The following is a 14163-nucleotide window of genomic DNA, read 5'->3' as shown; positions in this document are numbered from 1 at the left end:
TATGAAACCGGTATTTTTCTCTCTTGCTGCTCTCGGTCTGATCTTTGCTTCGCCGGCCCTGGCCGATGGGGACGCGTCGTGGAGCGCACCGCATGAACCGTATCGCATCGTCGACAACATCTGGTATGTCGGCACCGAAGGCGTTGGGGTCTACCTGATCACCACGGACGAGGGCCATTTCCTGGTCGATGCCGCGACCGAAGAGGGGGCTGCCGTCGTCGAGGACAATATCAAAAAGCTTGGCTTCGACCTGAAGGACATCAAGTACATCGTTGAGACCCATGCCCATTACGACCATGTCGGCGGGCTGGCCAAGCTGAAGGCCGATACCGGCGCGGAACTGGTGGCCAGCGTCGCCGACCGGAGCGCGCTGGAAGCCGGTAACCATGAAGGCGACAACACCAACGGGCCCGCCACCTTCCCGGCGGTCAAGGTCGACCGCATCGTCGGCGAAGGCGGCACGATCACCCTGGCCGATACGACCCTGATGGCGCGCATGACGCCTGGCCACACCAAGGGCGCCACCACCTGGACCCTGACCGCCCTCGACAGCGGCCAGCCGCGGCGCGTGGCCTTTGCCAGTTCGGTCACCGTGGCCGGCAATGTCCTGGTGGATAACGTGGCCTATCCCCATATCGTTCGCGACTATCGCATCACCTTCGATCGCCTGGACACCATTCCGGTCGATATCTTCCTCCCCAGCCATCCGGTCTTCGCCGATCTGGAAGCCAAGTATCAGAAGCAGAAGACGATCAAATATCCGGAAGACAAGGCCCAGCCCTTTGTCGATCCGACCGAGTTCCCGAAGTTTGTCGCCCAGTCCAGAGCCGATTTCGAAGCCGAACTGGCCAGGCAAGAAGCTGCAAAGAAGTAGATCATGACCACTCGAGCTGACCGTATTGCCGTCCTGAAACAGGCGGCCAAGGAACGCATCCTGATCCTGGACGGATCGTGGGGCGTGATGATCCAGCGCCGTGGCCTGGACGAGGCCGATTTCCGCGCTGACCGATTCGCGGCGCATGAAGGCCAGCTCAAGGGCAATAACGATATCCTGTGCATCACCCGGCCGGACATTATCGCCGATCTGCACCATCAGTATTTCGCCGCCGGCGCCGATATTTCCGAGACCAATACCTTCTCGGCGACGACCATTGCCCAGGACGATTACCGCCTTGGACTGCAGGACTGTATCGACATCAACCTGGAAGGGGCGCGAATTGCCCGCAAGGTTGCCGACGAATGGACGGCCAAGGAACCGCATAAGCCGCGCTTTGTCGCCGGCTCGATCGGGCCACTGAACAAGATGCTCAGCATGTCGTCCGACGTGAATGACCCGGGCGCGCGTCTGGTGACCTTCGACGAGGTCTATCAGGCCTATCGCGAGCAGGTTCAGGCGCTGTATGAAGGCGGGGTCGATCTCTACCTGATCGAAACCATCACCGACACGCTGAACTGCAAGGCGGCGATCAAGGCCATTCTCGACCTCGAAGAGGAAGGCCAGGAGACGCTGCCGATCTGGATTTCCGGCACCATCACAGACCGGTCGGGCCGGACCCTGTCGGGCCAGACGGCCGAAGCCTTCTGGAACAGCGTCAAGCACGCCAAGCCGTTTGCGGTAGGCTTCAACTGCGCCCTGGGCGCCGACCTGATGCGGCCGCATATCGCCGAAATGGCGCGCGTAGCCGACTGCCTGGTGGCGGCCTATCCCAATGCCGGCCTGCCCAACGCCATGGGTCAGTATGACGAGCAGCCGCATGAAACGGCGCATGAACTGCACGAATGGGCCAAGGACGGCATCGTCAACATCTTGGGCGGGTGCTGCGGCACGACGCCGGACCATATCCAGCATGTCGCCGATGAGGTGAAGGGCGTCACCCCGCGCCAGATTCCGGAACGTCCCAAGGCGCTGCGCCTGGCCGGGCTGGAGCCGTTTGAATTGGCATGATGCGCGGTCTTACCTGGCTTGTAGCCGCTGGACTGTCCCTGGTACACCCCGCCTTGGCGGATGGCAAGATGCTGACCTATACCGTGGGGGATATTGACTACGAACGGGAACTGACTGAGTTCGGAGGAGATCCGGTCAGGGTGCATGTCTTTGTAACCGAAGACAGGGCCGAAGTCATGGGCGATGCTGAGCCGTGTAAGCATGGGCTTTGGCGGGCGGCGGAATTATCGTCAGCCGAGGGTGTGCGGAAAGTCGTCTATGGTACGGTATCGCCGGATGGCAAGACCGGGAAAATCTTGACGGTTGACCGCGAAGGCGAAGTGCTGCGCATGAGTTTTGAAGGGTTGGACGAACCTCCATTGATTGTTGCTGCACCGGTGTGGCCGGTCATCTTCTACGACCTTGATCTGGCTGACCTGAATGCCGTTCTGGCCGGCATGCCGACTCTCGGACAGAGTTTCGACTTCGGTGTAGCCTTGGTCTGGCCAGAACTCGGCTCGGACTTGCTCCAGTCTCGGGGCACGGCGAGTGCGCGTTTCGACGGTGAGAGCAAATGGCAAGGGCGTACCGCTTATCACTATGACGTTTCCGGTGCTTTGACGGGAGAACTCTGGATCGATAAGGCCCAGGCCCATATTCTGGAGGCGAGGTTCGATCAGTCGAATTACCCGGAATTCAGGGACTTCCACCTTGTGTTGGAGACAGAGAGGCTCGATGGCGAGGAAGCTTGGCAAACCTTGAAGACGCGGAATTGGGGTAATTGCCCTGCCAAATGAGTTTGGCGTGATCCTGCCGAAATTCGGCAGCCGTTTGCTGTAGCCAAGGCTTCGCACCTGCGATAGCGTGCGGTTTCGATTGCAACAAAGGGGCTGGACATGACGACACGACGGCAGATTTTGGCGCGGTTTACAGCAGTGGCGGGCTTCGCCGGCGGTTATGCGGCGCTCCATGCGTTGGGATTGACGGGCAGCGAGGCCTGGGCCGGTATGCCCGACCTGAAACCCGGTTCCGGCACAGGTGTGCGCGTGGCGATCATCGGCGCCGGCCCCGCGGGATTGGCGGCGGCCTATGAGCTGGGCAAGGCCGGTTATCACTGCACCATCCTGGAAGCGCGCGACCGCGCCGGTGGCCGCAACTGGACGGTTCGCCGTGGTACGGAGATCGTCTACACCAACGGTACGAAACAGGTCTGCGATTTCGACGACGGCCAGTATTTCAACGCCGGTCCGGCGCGCATCCCGGCGCACCATCAGGCGACGCTCGGCTATTGCCGCGAATTCGGTGTGACCATGGAGACCGAGGTCAACTGGTCCGGTCGCGCCCGCATCCAGGCCGATCGGCTCAACGGCGGCAAGGCGATCGAGATGCGCCAGGCCATTTTCGACTATCGCGGCCATATGGCGGAACTGCTGGCCAAGGTCGGTAACCAGGGCGCTTTGGACCACGCTTTCACCGGCGACGACAAGGATCGGCTGATGGAAGGCCTGTCGACCTGGGGCCACCTGAGCGAACAGCTGACCTATCAGGGCGCCGATCCGGCGGGCTATGAGGTCGAACCGGCCGCGGGCGGGCAATCGCCCAGGCCGCGACCGCCCCTGCCGCTGAACGTGGTCGGCGATCCGTTCGTCCAGGCGGTGTCGACCTTTGCCGACGCAGCCGACTTCCAGGCGACCATGCAGCAGCCGGTCGGCGGTATGGACCGGATTCCGGCGGCTTTCGAGGCGCGGCTGGGCAATGTCATCCGCAAGGGCTGCGAGGTGAAGCGCATCCGCAAGACCAGCAAAAAGGGTAAGCAAGGCGTCGATATCTTCTATTTCGACAAGGTCACCGGCCAGGCCGATGTGCTGTCGGCGGATTATTGCATCTGTACGGTACCTTTGCCGGTGCTCGCCGGATTCGAGAGCGATTTCGCCAAGCCGGTCAAGGCGGCCATTGAGAAGAACAAGGGCATTGCCGTCGGCGGCTACAAGATCGCCTTCCAGTCGCCGCGTTTCTGGGAGGCCAATGACCATATCTATGGTGGCCTGAGCTTTACCGACCGCGATACCTTCGCGACCTGGTATCCGTCCGACCGGTTCCATTCGCCGGAAGGCGTGATCATCGCCGGCTATGCTTTCAACGGCCGCATGGGCGAGCGGAGCCTGCCGGACCAGATCGCCTATGCCCGTGAGACGGTGGACCGGCTGCATCCCGGCATGGGCGGGACGATGAAACACCCGGCCATCGTCAACTGGCACCAGATTCCCCATTCGCAGGGGTTGGCGGCCTTTCTGTCGGATACCGACCGTGCCGCCTATGACTTGCTGTCGCAGCCGGACGGTCCCATCTATTTTGCCGGTGACCATTTGAGCTTCGTCAGTTCGTGGCAGCAGGGCGCCTTCTGTTCCGCCCACCGCGTCGTCAATATGATCGCCGAGCGCCAGCGCGCGCTTACGGCCTGAGGAGACTAAGATGCTGAAATATATACCCTTGCTGGCCCTGGCGCCGATCCTGTCGGGCTGTCTGATCTACAGCGATGGCGAAGGTGAGATGAAGGTCACCCGCCTGAAAGACGTCGAGGTGGCGCCGGCCGTTGACGTCAAGCGCACCTATGCCGGGGCCTTCCCGATCGCCCAGTCGATCGTCGTGCCGCCGGGCTATTCGACGGTCTATCTGTCGGGCATGGTGCCGGGCCCCGTGGCGGGTACGACCGATCAGTTCGGCAATACCGAGGTCCAGACCGAATCGGTGCTGAAGAAGATCGAGGCGGCCCTGCAGGCGGAAGGCCTGGGCTTTGGCGATGTCGTTAATATGAAGGTCTATCTGGTCGGCGATCCGGCCCTGGGCGGCAAGATGGATTTCGGCGGCATGATGAAGAGCTATACGCGCTATTTCGGCACCGAAACCCAGCCGAACAAGCCGACCCGGACCACGGTTCAGGTGGCGGGGTTGGCCAATGCAGCGTTTCTGGTGGAAATCGAGGTCGTAGCGGTGAAGAAGGCGGAGTAGTCGGGGAAAACGCTGATTGAAGCCGTCGCGTCCTTGGCCTATGACGCCTCAAACCCTGCTTTCCGGCGCACCTATGAAACCCACCATCCTTTTCGGCGGCACCAGCCGCGAACGTCTCGTCTCCGTCGCCTCGGCACAGGCCCTGGCCAATGCCCTGCCCGAAGCCGACCTGTGGTTCTGGGACCATGACGGCACGGTCAATGTCACCTCGCCGGCGGCGCTGCACGCCCACGACCGGCCGTTCGAGCTGCCCTTCCGCGCCGACGGCATCCTGATGGGGGATATGGCCCGGGCGCTGGACCTGGCGGCGCATGAAGACCGCGTCCTGGTTCTGGGGCTTCACGGTGGCTCGGCCGAAAACGGTGAGTTCCAGGTACTGGCCGAAGCGCGCGGCGTGCCGTTTACCGGCTCTGGCTCGGCCGCGTCGCACCTGGCCTTCGACAAGACTGCTGCCAAGCGCTTTGCCGGTTTGGCCGGGGTGCATTCGCCGTCATCGGTGTCGCTTGACGAGATCGACGAAGCCTTCTCGCACTATGGCAAGCTCATCGCCAAGCCGGCCCAGGACGGCTCGTCCTTCGGCCTGATCTATGTCAATTCGTCCCAGGACCTAGCGGCGGTGCGGCGTGAAGCCAAGACCATCGCCTATGTCATCGAACCCTTCATAACCGGCCCGGAAGCCACCTGCGGCGTTCTGGAACAATCGGATGGCTCGCTGATCGCCCTGCCGCCGGTCGAGATCGTGCCGGCCGACGGCGCCTTTGATTACAAGAGCAAGTACCTGGCGGCCGCCACCCAGGAAATCTGCCCGGCCCGGTTCGCGCCCGAGATCATGGCGCAGCTCCAGGATCTGGCGATCAAGGCGCACAAGGCGATGTCGTGCCGCGGCTATTCGCGTTCGGACTTCATCATCTCGGACCACGGGCCGGTCTATCTCGAAACCAACACCTTGCCGGGCCTGACCAAGGCGTCGCTCTATCCCAAATCGCTGAAGGCGCAGGGGATCACGTTTATCGATTTCCTCACAGGCCAGATCGAACTGGCGGTAAAACGGGTGGGGCGCTGATGGGCGCCTGGTCACACGGTCCGTTCGACAATGACGATGCCGTCGACTTCATGATGGAGCTGGAAAATGCGCCGTCATGGGAAACGGTGCGCGCCATTTTCGATGCCGTGCTGGCCCATGACACCTATATCGAACTTCCCGAGGGCGCCCGGGCCTATGCCGCCGCCGCCCTGGTGACGGTCGCCACCGGCAAGAGCGACGTCTCCGCCCAGGACATCTACATGACCATCGACGCCATGGGGCCGCCGCCCGACGGCCTGGTCGCCGTGGCCAAGAAGGCCTTGCGCCAGATCACCCGCGGTGATTCCGAAATCCGTGAACTCTATCTTGACAGCGGCAGCTACACCGAATGGCTGGACACCGTTGCCGCCGTCGATGCCGCGCTTAATCCGTAAAGATCCATGACCCCCACCTTTATCAATATCGGCGAACGCACCAATGTCACCGGCTCGGCGAAGTTCCGCAAGCTGGTCGTCGAAGGCGACTATGCCGCCGCGCTGGATGTCGCCCGCCAGCAGGTCGAGGCCGGCGCCGCCATCATCGATGTCAATATGGACGAAGGCCTGCTCGATTCGGTGGTGGCCATGCGCACCTTCCTGAACCTGCTGGCCGCCGAGCCCGACATCGCCCGCGTGCCGGTAATGATCGACTCGTCGAAGTGGGAGGTCATCGAGGCCGGCCTGAAATGCGTCCAGGGCAAGGCCATCGTCAACTCGATCTCGATGAAGGAGGGCGAGGACAAGTTCCGTGCCGAAGCCACCAAATGCCTGCGCTACGGCGCCGCCGTGGTGGTCATGGCTTTCGACGAGGTCGGCCAGGCCGATACCGCCGCGCGCAAGATCGAAATCTGCAGCCGGGCCTACCGTATCCTGGTCGATGAGGTCGGTTTCCCGCCGGAAGACATCATCTTCGACCCCAACATATTTGCCGTGGCGACCGGGATCGACGAACACAATAACTATGCCGTCGACTTCATCGAAGCGACGCGGGCGATCAAGCAGGCTCTGCCCTATGCCCGCATCTCGGGCGGGGTGTCGAACGTCTCGTTTTCGTTCCGCGGCAACGAACCGGTGCGCCGCGCTATCCACAGCGTCTTCCTGTACTATGCCATCCAGGCGGGCATGGACATGGGCATCGTCAATGCCGGTGACCTGCCGGTCTATGACAATATCGACGCCGAGCTGCGCCAGGCGGTCGAGGACGTCATCCTGAACCGGCCTCAACGCCACAACATCTCCAACACCGAATACCTCGTTGAGATCGCCCCCAAATACAAAGGCGAAAAGGGCCAGGTCCAGGTTGCGAACCTGGCCTGGCGTGAAGGTTCGGTCGAGGAGCGGTTGAAACACGCACTGGTCCACGGCATTACCGAATTCATCGATGCCGATACCGAAGAAGCCCGCCAACAGGCCGTCCGGCCGCTGCACGTCATCGAAGGGCCGCTGATGTCCGGGATGAACGTGGTCGGCGACCTGTTCGGTTCGGGCAAGATGTTCCTGCCCCAGGTGGTGAAATCCGCCCGGGTGATGAAACAGTCGGTGGCTTACCTGATGCCCTATATGGAGGCCGAAAAGGAAGCCCACGTGGCGGCGGGCGGCGCCTACCAGGCGGCGGGCAAGATTCTGATGGCGACCGTCAAGGGCGACGTGCACGATATCGGCAAGAACATTGTCGGCGTCGTGCTCCAGTGCAACAATTACGAGGTGATCGACCTGGGGGTCATGGTGCCGGCCGACCGCATCCTGGCAGCGGCGCGCGAGCACAAGGTCGATATGATCGGCCTGTCGGGTTTGATCACCCCCAGCCTCGACGAGATGGTGTTTGTTGCGCGCGAAATGCAGCGCACCGGCTTCGACATTCCTTTGCTGATCGGCGGGGCGACGACCTCCAAGACCCATACGGCGGTAAAGATCGAGCCGGGCTACAGCAACAACCAGGTCGTCTATGTCCTGGACGCTTCGCGCGCCGTCGGTGTGGTGTCGAACCTGCTGGGGGAGGAACGCGACAGGTTCGTTGCCGACACCAAGGCCGACTACGACAAGGTGCGCCTGGCCTATGGCCGTAATGACAACCGCCCGCGCTCCAGTCTGACCGAGGCCCGCGAGAACAGGTTCAAAATCGACTTCACAGCCGAACCGCCGGTCAAGCCGGCCTTCATCGGGTTGAAGACTTTTTCGCCTTATGATCTTTCGGATCTGCGCGACCATATCGACTGGACGCCCTTCTTCGCCACCTGGGAACTGGCGGGTAAGTTCCCCTACATCCTGGATGACGAAGTGGTCGGCCACGCCGCCCTGCCGCTGTACCAGGACGCGCTGAAGATGCTGGACCAGATCATCACCGAGCAATGGTTCGAAGCGCGCGGGGTGGTCGGTTTCTGGCCGGCCAATGCCGTCGATGACGATATCGAAGTCTATGGCGACGAAGGCCGCACCGAGGTCATTGCCCGGCTGCACACCCTGCGCCAGCAGATGAAGAAGACGCGCGCAGACCAGAGCAACCTGGCCCTGGCGGACTTTGTCGCGCCCAAGGGTACGCCCGACTGGATCGGCGGCTTCGCCGTCACCGCCGGTCATGGCGAGATGGAAATCGCGCGCAAGTTCAAGGCTGCCGGCGACGATTACAACGCCATCCTGGCCACCGCCCTGGCCGACCGTCTGGCCGAGGCCTTTGCCGAGGCGCTGCACAAGAAGGTGCGGCGCGAACTGTGGGCCTATGCCGCCGACGAAGACCTGGGTATCGACGAGCTGATCGCGGAAAAGTACAAGGGCATACGCCCGGCACCGGGCTATCCGGCCCAACCCGATCATACCGAAAAGTGGACGTTATTCGACCTGCTGGACGCGCGGTCTCGAACGGGGATGGAACTAACCGAAAGCCTGGCCATGACTCCGCCGGCTTCGGTGTCGGGGCTGTATTTCGCCCATCCGAAGTCGCACTATTTCGGCGTGGGCAAGATCGAAAAGGACCAGGTCGAAGACTATGCCCGCCGCAAGGGCTGGGCGGTGGATGAGGCTGAGCGGTGGTTGTCTCCGATCCTGAATTACGTCCCCTGAGCCTACTGTGAGCGGCTGCAAATGCCCGTCTTGCTGCGCTCCGGTGCTCACGTACTCAAGTACGCTCCGCTCCGGTGCTCGCAAGCCAGGCATTTTCGCCGGCTCACAGCGGCTCAGTCGGCCCAGTGAGTGCAATAATCAAATTGACGAAATTTGATTATTGGCGCATTCTGTGGCCATGAACACGCGCACTGTCACCGCCCACATTCCCGTCGAACTGGCTGAGCAGGTGGACGCTTATGCGTCCAAGCTGGAACGTCCGCGTGGCTGGATCGTCAAACAGGCGTTGCAGGATTGGATCAGCCTGGAAGAGCGTCGGCACCAAATGATGTTGGAAGGATTCAAGGATATCGCGGAAGGCCGAGTCCACGATCAAGAAGAGATCGAAGCCTGGGCTGCCGGATTGGAATGAAACGCGTTCAGTGGTCGTCGGCTGCTCGACGGGATATCTTTCGCCTTTATGACTTTCTGCGCGACGTCAATCCGCGTGCCGCGGCACGTATCATCCAACGTTTGACAGAAGCTACGAGAAACCTCACGGCTTTTCCTGAACAAGGCCGCCCAGTCGATAATTATGTTTCGCAAGACGTGCGATCTTTGATCGTCGGAGACTATGAAATTCGCTACGAGGTCGAAGATCACCGAATTTATATAGTTCGCATCTGGCACGGTCGCGAAGACCGTTGACTACCTCTTTGCCAGCAGACGGGCGTCGGCGGCTTCGATGGCTTCCGGGCGGCCGAACAGGTAGCCCTGGGCCTCCTCGCAGCCTTCCAGCTTCAGCAGGTCCAGCTGGTTCTTGGTTTCCACCCCTTCGGCCAGGACCTTGATCTCCAGGCTGCGGCCCAGCGCGACGATGGCGCGGATAATGGTTCGGGCCTGTGGATTGGTCTCGCTGTCCTTCAGGAACGACCGGTCGATCTTGATCTTGTCGAAGCGGAACGCATTCAGCGTATCCAGCGACGAATAGCCGGTGCCGAAATCGTCGATGGCGATGGTCACGCCCAGAGCCTTCAACTGCCGCAGGATGTGCAGGGCGCGCGTCCGGTCGGCGATGATCATGGATTCGGTAATTTCCAACTCCAGCCGCCGCGGCGACAGACCGGTGCGGAACAGCACTTGGCGCACGAACGCCACCCAGTCGGGATCGGTCAGCTGGGCGGGCGACAGGTTGACGGCGATCTTGATATCGCCCTCCCACTTGGCTGCGTCTTCACAGGCCTGGGCCAGGACCCATTTACCGATCTCGATGATCGCGCCGCATTCCTCGGCGATCGAAATGAATTCCACCGGCGGCACCAGGCCGCGCGTCGGATGCTGCCAGCGAACCAGGGCTTCGTAACCGACTATGGTGTTGTCATTCAGTGAGCGCTGGACCTGGTACAGCAGGCGCAGTTCGTCGTTCTCGACGGCGGTCCACAGATCGCGGGCGGTGTTACGGCGAACCCGGGCGATCTCGTCCATGCTGGATTCGTAATAGCAGATCTTTTCGGCCAGGCCGGACTTGGCGCGGTACATGGCCAGGTCGGCATTGTTGAGCAGGATGTCGCGGCTGTCGCCGTCCTGCGGGAAGATAGCAACGCCCAGACTGGCGCCCGGCTTGACCTCGAAACCGTCGATGAGCATCGGCTCATGGAGCGCCACCGTCAGCCGCTCCAGGAAGGCCTCCAGATCGCGGGCGTCGTCATGGCGCATGGCGGCCACGAACTCGTCGCCGCCGACGCGGGCAATGGCTTCCTGACCGTAGACGATCGACTTCAGTCGGGCGCCCAGGATGCGCAGCACTTCGTCGCCGGTAGCGTGGCCGTTCTGGTCGTTGATTTCCTTGAAACCGTCCAGATCGATACCGATCACCGCGACCTGTTCGCCGCGGGCATTGGCGACGGCAAGATCCTTGTCCAGCAGGTCCAGGACGTGGGCGCGGTTGGGCAGGCCGGTCAGGGCGTCGTGGCGCGCCATGTAGGTAATGCGGGCTTCGTCGCGTTTGCGGGCGGTGATGTCGCGGGTAACCTTGGAAAAGCCGATGTGTTTGCCGCTGTCGTCGAACATCGGTGTGATGATCAGGTCGACCCATAAGGTGGTGCCGTCCTTGCGGACACGCTCGCCCTCAGGGTCGTGATAGCTGCCGTTGTGCAGGGCCAGTTCCAGGATATGGCGCGGTTCGCCGGCCTTCTGCTCCTGAGGCGTGTAGAAGATCGAGAAGTTGCGACCGATGATTTCCTCGGCGCTATAACCTTTGATCTCCTCCGCGGCGCGGTTCCAGTCGGTGACATTGCCGTCCGGGTCCAGCATGCAGATGGCGTAATCCTTCACACTTTCGACCATCAGCCGGTAGCGGTTTTCGTTGCTGGTACGGACCTTGTCGAGCTTCTGACCGAACAGAGCGGCCAGCAGGCTGCCCAGCAGGACGCTGAAGGCGGACACCGCGATCAGGGTCGACATGTGGGTCGGCGACAGTTGCACGCCCGAGGTGACGCGGGTGGGATCGGCAACGATGGTCACCGCGCCCATGGCGGTGAAATGCAGCGAGGCTATGGCCAGGACCAGCAGGCCGGTGGCGCCGGCGATGTGTTTGCGGCTGTTGCCGCGTGACGCGAACGCGACGGCGGCGGACGCCAGGCCCGCGCCCAATACGATGGCGGCCGTGACGAGGTCCGGCGCCCACTGGATGCGCGCGGGAACCTCCATGGCGGCCATGCCGACGAAGTGCATCGCAGCGATGCCGCCACCGGCAATGGCGCCGCCGGCCCATTCGGCACGGGAGAACGGCTTGTAAACGGCCAGCGCCAGGCCACCGCCGGTTATGGCCACGGCAATGAAGAGCGAAATGAGGGTGAGGGTGACATCGAAGCCCAGCGGAACACCGGGATTATAGGCCAGCATGGCGATAAAATGGGTGGCCCAGACGCCGAAACCGGTCGCTACGCCCGCCAGGCTCAGCCACTTGATCCGTTGCGACGCCTCGGCGCGCTGCGACCAGTGCAGCAGATGGATTGCCGCAAAACTGGAGGTCAGGCACATGATGACGGCCAGCAGAACCAGGCCGTAGTCATGCTGGTCGCGGAGGCAAAACAGGGTGCGGAACATGGATCACTCGAAAGGGGATATCGGCCGAGGATACGGCAAAAACTCATACAATCCCGTTAACTTCCCTGGGCATAACCTCTGGAAATCCTTTGCAATCCAGCCTTGCCCTGCAAAAGGGCCTGGGCCTCGCCCGATAGGGAGATGACGTCCCACTTGCGGTTGAGCGCGTCCTGTACGACCGGCAGCACTTTCGGCATCGGACTGGCATACTTGCCGACATAGTCCGGTTCCTTCGGCTGGTACTTGCCGATGTAGTCCTGCAGTTGTGGGCGATGAATCGCCGCGCCGTGGGTAAAGACAGGTCCGCTCATGGTGGCCGCTCGTGGTTGAACTCTCTCCTGGTGTAAACAGAAGTTAAGAGTACCGCGTGCGGCTGAACAAGAGGTTGTTAAGTAAGCTTAACGCTGGGTTACCGGCTTTCGGGTTTGGTCTCGGAAACCTTCGGCAGCGCCTGGGACTGGCTGGCGCGGCGGGCCAGGGTGTTGGTGGCGATCGGCGCGTCCGGATCGTCATGGTTCACCGTTTCTGCGGTCAGAACCGGCTTGGGCAGCTCGTCATAGTCGTGCGGTCCGCCCGAAGTCATGACCAGTTCGATGGCGTCTAGTTCGGAGTCCGTGGCCATTTCGGCGAACAGGTTGGGATGGCCCGACAGGCGCACGGCGGCGTGTTCGCAGTCGCCCGGCAACTGCCAGGTCGCATGGGCGCCGGCAGCCTTTTGAAGGTCCGAGGCGCGCGCGCCCTTCCAGCCGTCGTAACCGAGCAGGCGGGCCTTTTCCGCCTGGGCGTGGCCGGCGGGAGTCTCGCCCTTGCCGGAGAGGGTCAGGGCCGCCTCATAGGCGCGGAGATAGGACCGGCCGATGGTCTGAAGGGTTTCGTCGACCGGCAGGATCGGATCGACCTGTTTCGCCAAATCCATATTTCCGGAAAGTATGCCATGACACCAGGCGACCCGCTGATAGTCGTCCGTGGGGGCATCCTCGATGACCGGCGAATGGATCGAGCCGTCGGCGTTGAAGCCGGTTTCGATGACGGTATTCACCGGAGCGGTTTTGACCACCTTAGCCGCGACGGTTCTCTTGCGCTTGGGCTTGGCGTCGGCGGGCGCCACGGCGGCGCTGAGGGCGAACAGGCTGGCGGTCAGGCTGAGGATGGTCGCGGTCAAAAGGCGCAAGGACGAAAACTCCGGTTACGGTCGTAAAAATCTCTATACAGCAACCAAGGCAAAAAATCGGCGTCATTTTTTGCGAGGATGCTGTGTTACAAAAACTTTAGGACATCCTTTGCCTAAATTCGGCTATACTCACCCCTTAAGGGAGCGGTTATGTCGTTTTGGAAAAGTTTGGCGCAGAAGGCGATCCGCCACTTCGATGCCGCCGAGTGTACGGAATGTCCCAAGGGGGCGCCTGGCGCCGACCCGGCCTTCGCCACGGCGGTCACGGCGCTGGGCGCCAAGCTGGCCATGGCCGACGGACTGGCCCAGGATGTCGAGCAGGCCGCCTTTCTTAACGTCTTTCAGCCCGATGCCGGTGCGCGCCGCGATGTGCTGCGCCTGTATGACCTGGCGCGCCAGACCAGCCTGGGTTTTGAATCCTACGCCCGCCGACTGGCCAAGCGTTATCACAACTGCCCGCAGATCCTGGAGGATGTGCTGGAAGGCCTGTTCCATATCGCCGTGGCCGACGGCCATCTGAGCCATCCGGAAGAGACCTATCTCGAAACCGTCGCCGACCTGTTCGGCCTGTCGCGGACGACCTACCGCAAGGTCCGCGCCGGCTATGTTGAGCCGGACGAGCATGATCCCTACTATATTCTGGGGCTGACGCCGCAGGCGACAGACGACGAGATTCGTGTGGCGCGCCGCCGCCAGTTGACCGAATATCATCCGGATACCCTGCGCGCCCGTGGTCTGCCGGCCGATTTCGAGCCGCTGTATACGCGCAAGGCGGCCCTCATTAACCACGCTTATGACCAGATCAGCCGTGAACGGGCGCTCATGTAACTGCTGTAACGAGATCGTGAATGTT

Annotated in this window: 14 protein-coding genes; 11 read left to right on the top strand and 3 right to left on the bottom strand. The window is 62.0% G+C overall.

The genetic code is table 11. From position 1 onward, the window contains the following. The first annotated feature begins 1 nt into the window (after nt 1). From bla to ABAC460_RS48755, 10 genes are all read left to right on the top strand, one after another. The gene (gene bla / locus ABAC460_RS25865) at nt 2–874 is read left to right on the top strand and encodes a subclass B3 metallo-beta-lactamase (RefSeq protein WP_023451455.1); all 873 of its coding nucleotides are present in this window, start codon (nt 2–4) and stop codon (nt 872–874) included. Between the two features lie 3 nt (nt 875–877). Further along, nucleotides 878–1945: a homocysteine S-methyltransferase family protein gene (locus tag ABAC460_RS25860; protein WP_023451454.1), complete on the top strand. Its 1068-nt coding sequence runs from the start codon at nt 878–880 to the stop codon at nt 1943–1945. A gap of 68 nt (nt 1946–2013) precedes the next feature. Next, entirely contained in the window at nt 2014–2721 is a 708-nt protein-coding gene (locus ABAC460_RS25855) for a hypothetical protein (RefSeq protein ID WP_155914532.1), read from the top strand. Between the two features lie 99 nt (nt 2722–2820). Beyond that, the gene (locus ABAC460_RS25850; RefSeq protein WP_031236207.1) at nt 2821–4386 is read left to right on the top strand and encodes a flavin monoamine oxidase family protein; all 1566 of its coding nucleotides are present in this window, start codon (nt 2821–2823) and stop codon (nt 4384–4386) included. A gap of 10 nt (nt 4387–4396) precedes the next feature. After that, a complete protein-coding gene (locus ABAC460_RS25845; RefSeq protein ID WP_023451451.1) occupies nt 4397–4933 on the top strand; it encodes a RidA family protein in 537 nt (178 codons plus the stop codon). 73 nt (nt 4934–5006) lie between these two features. Then, the gene (locus tag ABAC460_RS25840) at nt 5007–5996 is read left to right on the top strand and encodes a D-alanine--D-alanine ligase family protein (RefSeq protein ID WP_023451450.1); all 990 of its coding nucleotides are present in this window, start codon (nt 5007–5009) and stop codon (nt 5994–5996) included. Beyond that, a complete protein-coding gene (locus ABAC460_RS25835) occupies nt 5996–6391 on the top strand; it encodes a DUF4259 domain-containing protein (protein ID WP_023451449.1) in 396 nt (131 codons plus the stop codon). Before ABAC460_RS25840 ends, ABAC460_RS25835 begins: the two co-directional genes overlap by 1 nt. Before the next feature lie 6 nt (nt 6392–6397). Continuing rightward, nucleotides 6398–9052, top strand: a complete 2655-nt coding sequence (gene metH / locus ABAC460_RS25830; RefSeq protein ID WP_023451448.1) for a methionine synthase — start codon at nt 6398–6400, stop codon at nt 9050–9052. Between the two features lie 178 nt (nt 9053–9230). After that, the gene (locus ABAC460_RS25825; protein WP_023451447.1) at nt 9231–9464 is read left to right on the top strand and encodes a CopG family ribbon-helix-helix protein; all 234 of its coding nucleotides are present in this window, start codon (nt 9231–9233) and stop codon (nt 9462–9464) included. Then, a complete protein-coding gene (locus ABAC460_RS48755) occupies nt 9461–9739 on the top strand; it encodes a type II toxin-antitoxin system RelE/ParE family toxin (protein ID WP_081716391.1) in 279 nt (92 codons plus the stop codon). The genes ABAC460_RS25825 and ABAC460_RS48755 overlap by 4 nt, the downstream gene beginning before the upstream one ends. Here the strand turns inward: ABAC460_RS48755 and ABAC460_RS25820 are convergent, their stop codons facing one another. The 3 genes from ABAC460_RS25820 to ABAC460_RS25810 form a co-directional block, all read right to left on the bottom strand. Further along, nucleotides 9740–12139, bottom strand: coding sequence for a bifunctional diguanylate cyclase/phosphodiesterase (locus ABAC460_RS25820; RefSeq protein WP_023451446.1), 2400 nt, complete (start codon nt 12137–12139; stop codon nt 9740–9742). A 56-nt stretch (nt 12140–12195) separates the two neighbouring features. Further along, nucleotides 12196–12450 (bottom strand): hypothetical protein, encoded by a 255-nt coding sequence (locus tag ABAC460_RS25815; RefSeq protein ID WP_023451445.1) that lies wholly within the window; start codon nt 12448–12450, stop codon nt 12196–12198. 98 nt (nt 12451–12548) lie between these two features. Continuing rightward, nucleotides 12549–13310: a hypothetical protein gene (locus ABAC460_RS25810; protein ID WP_023451444.1), complete on the bottom strand. Its 762-nt coding sequence runs from the start codon at nt 13308–13310 to the stop codon at nt 12549–12551. Between the two features lie 150 nt (nt 13311–13460). Here ABAC460_RS25810 and ABAC460_RS25805 point away from each other — a divergent pair, with 150 nt between their 5' ends. After that, a complete protein-coding gene (locus tag ABAC460_RS25805) occupies nt 13461–14138 on the top strand; it encodes a TerB family tellurite resistance protein (RefSeq protein ID WP_023451443.1) in 678 nt (225 codons plus the stop codon). Nucleotides 14139–14163: the final 25 nt, after the last annotated feature.

Source organism: Asticcacaulis sp. AC460 (assembly GCF_000495795.1).
GTDB lineage: Bacteria > Pseudomonadota > Alphaproteobacteria > Caulobacterales > Caulobacteraceae > Asticcacaulis.
The sequence above is the reverse complement of the archived record's forward strand: the minus strand, read 5'-3'. Positions and strand labels throughout refer to the sequence as shown.

Excerpts from the sequence above, each read along its gene's own strand:
- bla (WP_023451455.1), top strand. The coding sequence starts at position 2 with ATGAAACCGGTATTTTTCTCTCTTGCTGCTCTCGGTCTGATCTTTGCT.
- ABAC460_RS25815 (WP_023451445.1), bottom strand. The coding sequence starts at position 12,450 with ATGAGCGGACCTGTCTTTACCCACGGCGCGGCGATTCATCGCCCACAA.
- ABAC460_RS25860 (WP_023451454.1), top strand. The coding sequence starts at position 878 with ATGACCACTCGAGCTGACCGTATTGCCGTCCTGAAACAGGCGGCCAAG.
- ABAC460_RS25855 (WP_155914532.1), top strand. The coding sequence starts at position 2,014 with ATGCTGACCTATACCGTGGGGGATATTGACTACGAACGGGAACTGACT.
- ABAC460_RS25820 (WP_023451446.1), bottom strand. The coding sequence starts at position 12,139 with ATGTTCCGCACCCTGTTTTGCCTCCGCGACCAGCATGACTACGGCCTG.
- metH (WP_023451448.1), top strand. The coding sequence starts at position 6,398 with ATGACCCCCACCTTTATCAATATCGGCGAACGCACCAATGTCACCGGC.
- ABAC460_RS25845 (WP_023451451.1), top strand. The coding sequence starts at position 4,397 with ATGCTGAAATATATACCCTTGCTGGCCCTGGCGCCGATCCTGTCGGGC.
- ABAC460_RS25850 (WP_031236207.1), top strand. The coding sequence starts at position 2,821 with ATGACGACACGACGGCAGATTTTGGCGCGGTTTACAGCAGTGGCGGGC.
- ABAC460_RS25835 (WP_023451449.1), top strand. The coding sequence starts at position 5,996 with ATGGGCGCCTGGTCACACGGTCCGTTCGACAATGACGATGCCGTCGAC.
- ABAC460_RS25805 (WP_023451443.1), top strand. The coding sequence starts at position 13,461 with ATGTCGTTTTGGAAAAGTTTGGCGCAGAAGGCGATCCGCCACTTCGAT.
- ABAC460_RS25840 (WP_023451450.1), top strand. The coding sequence starts at position 5,007 with ATGAAACCCACCATCCTTTTCGGCGGCACCAGCCGCGAACGTCTCGTC.
- ABAC460_RS25825 (WP_023451447.1), top strand. The coding sequence starts at position 9,231 with ATGAACACGCGCACTGTCACCGCCCACATTCCCGTCGAACTGGCTGAG.
- ABAC460_RS48755 (WP_081716391.1), top strand. The coding sequence starts at position 9,461 with ATGAAACGCGTTCAGTGGTCGTCGGCTGCTCGACGGGATATCTTTCGC.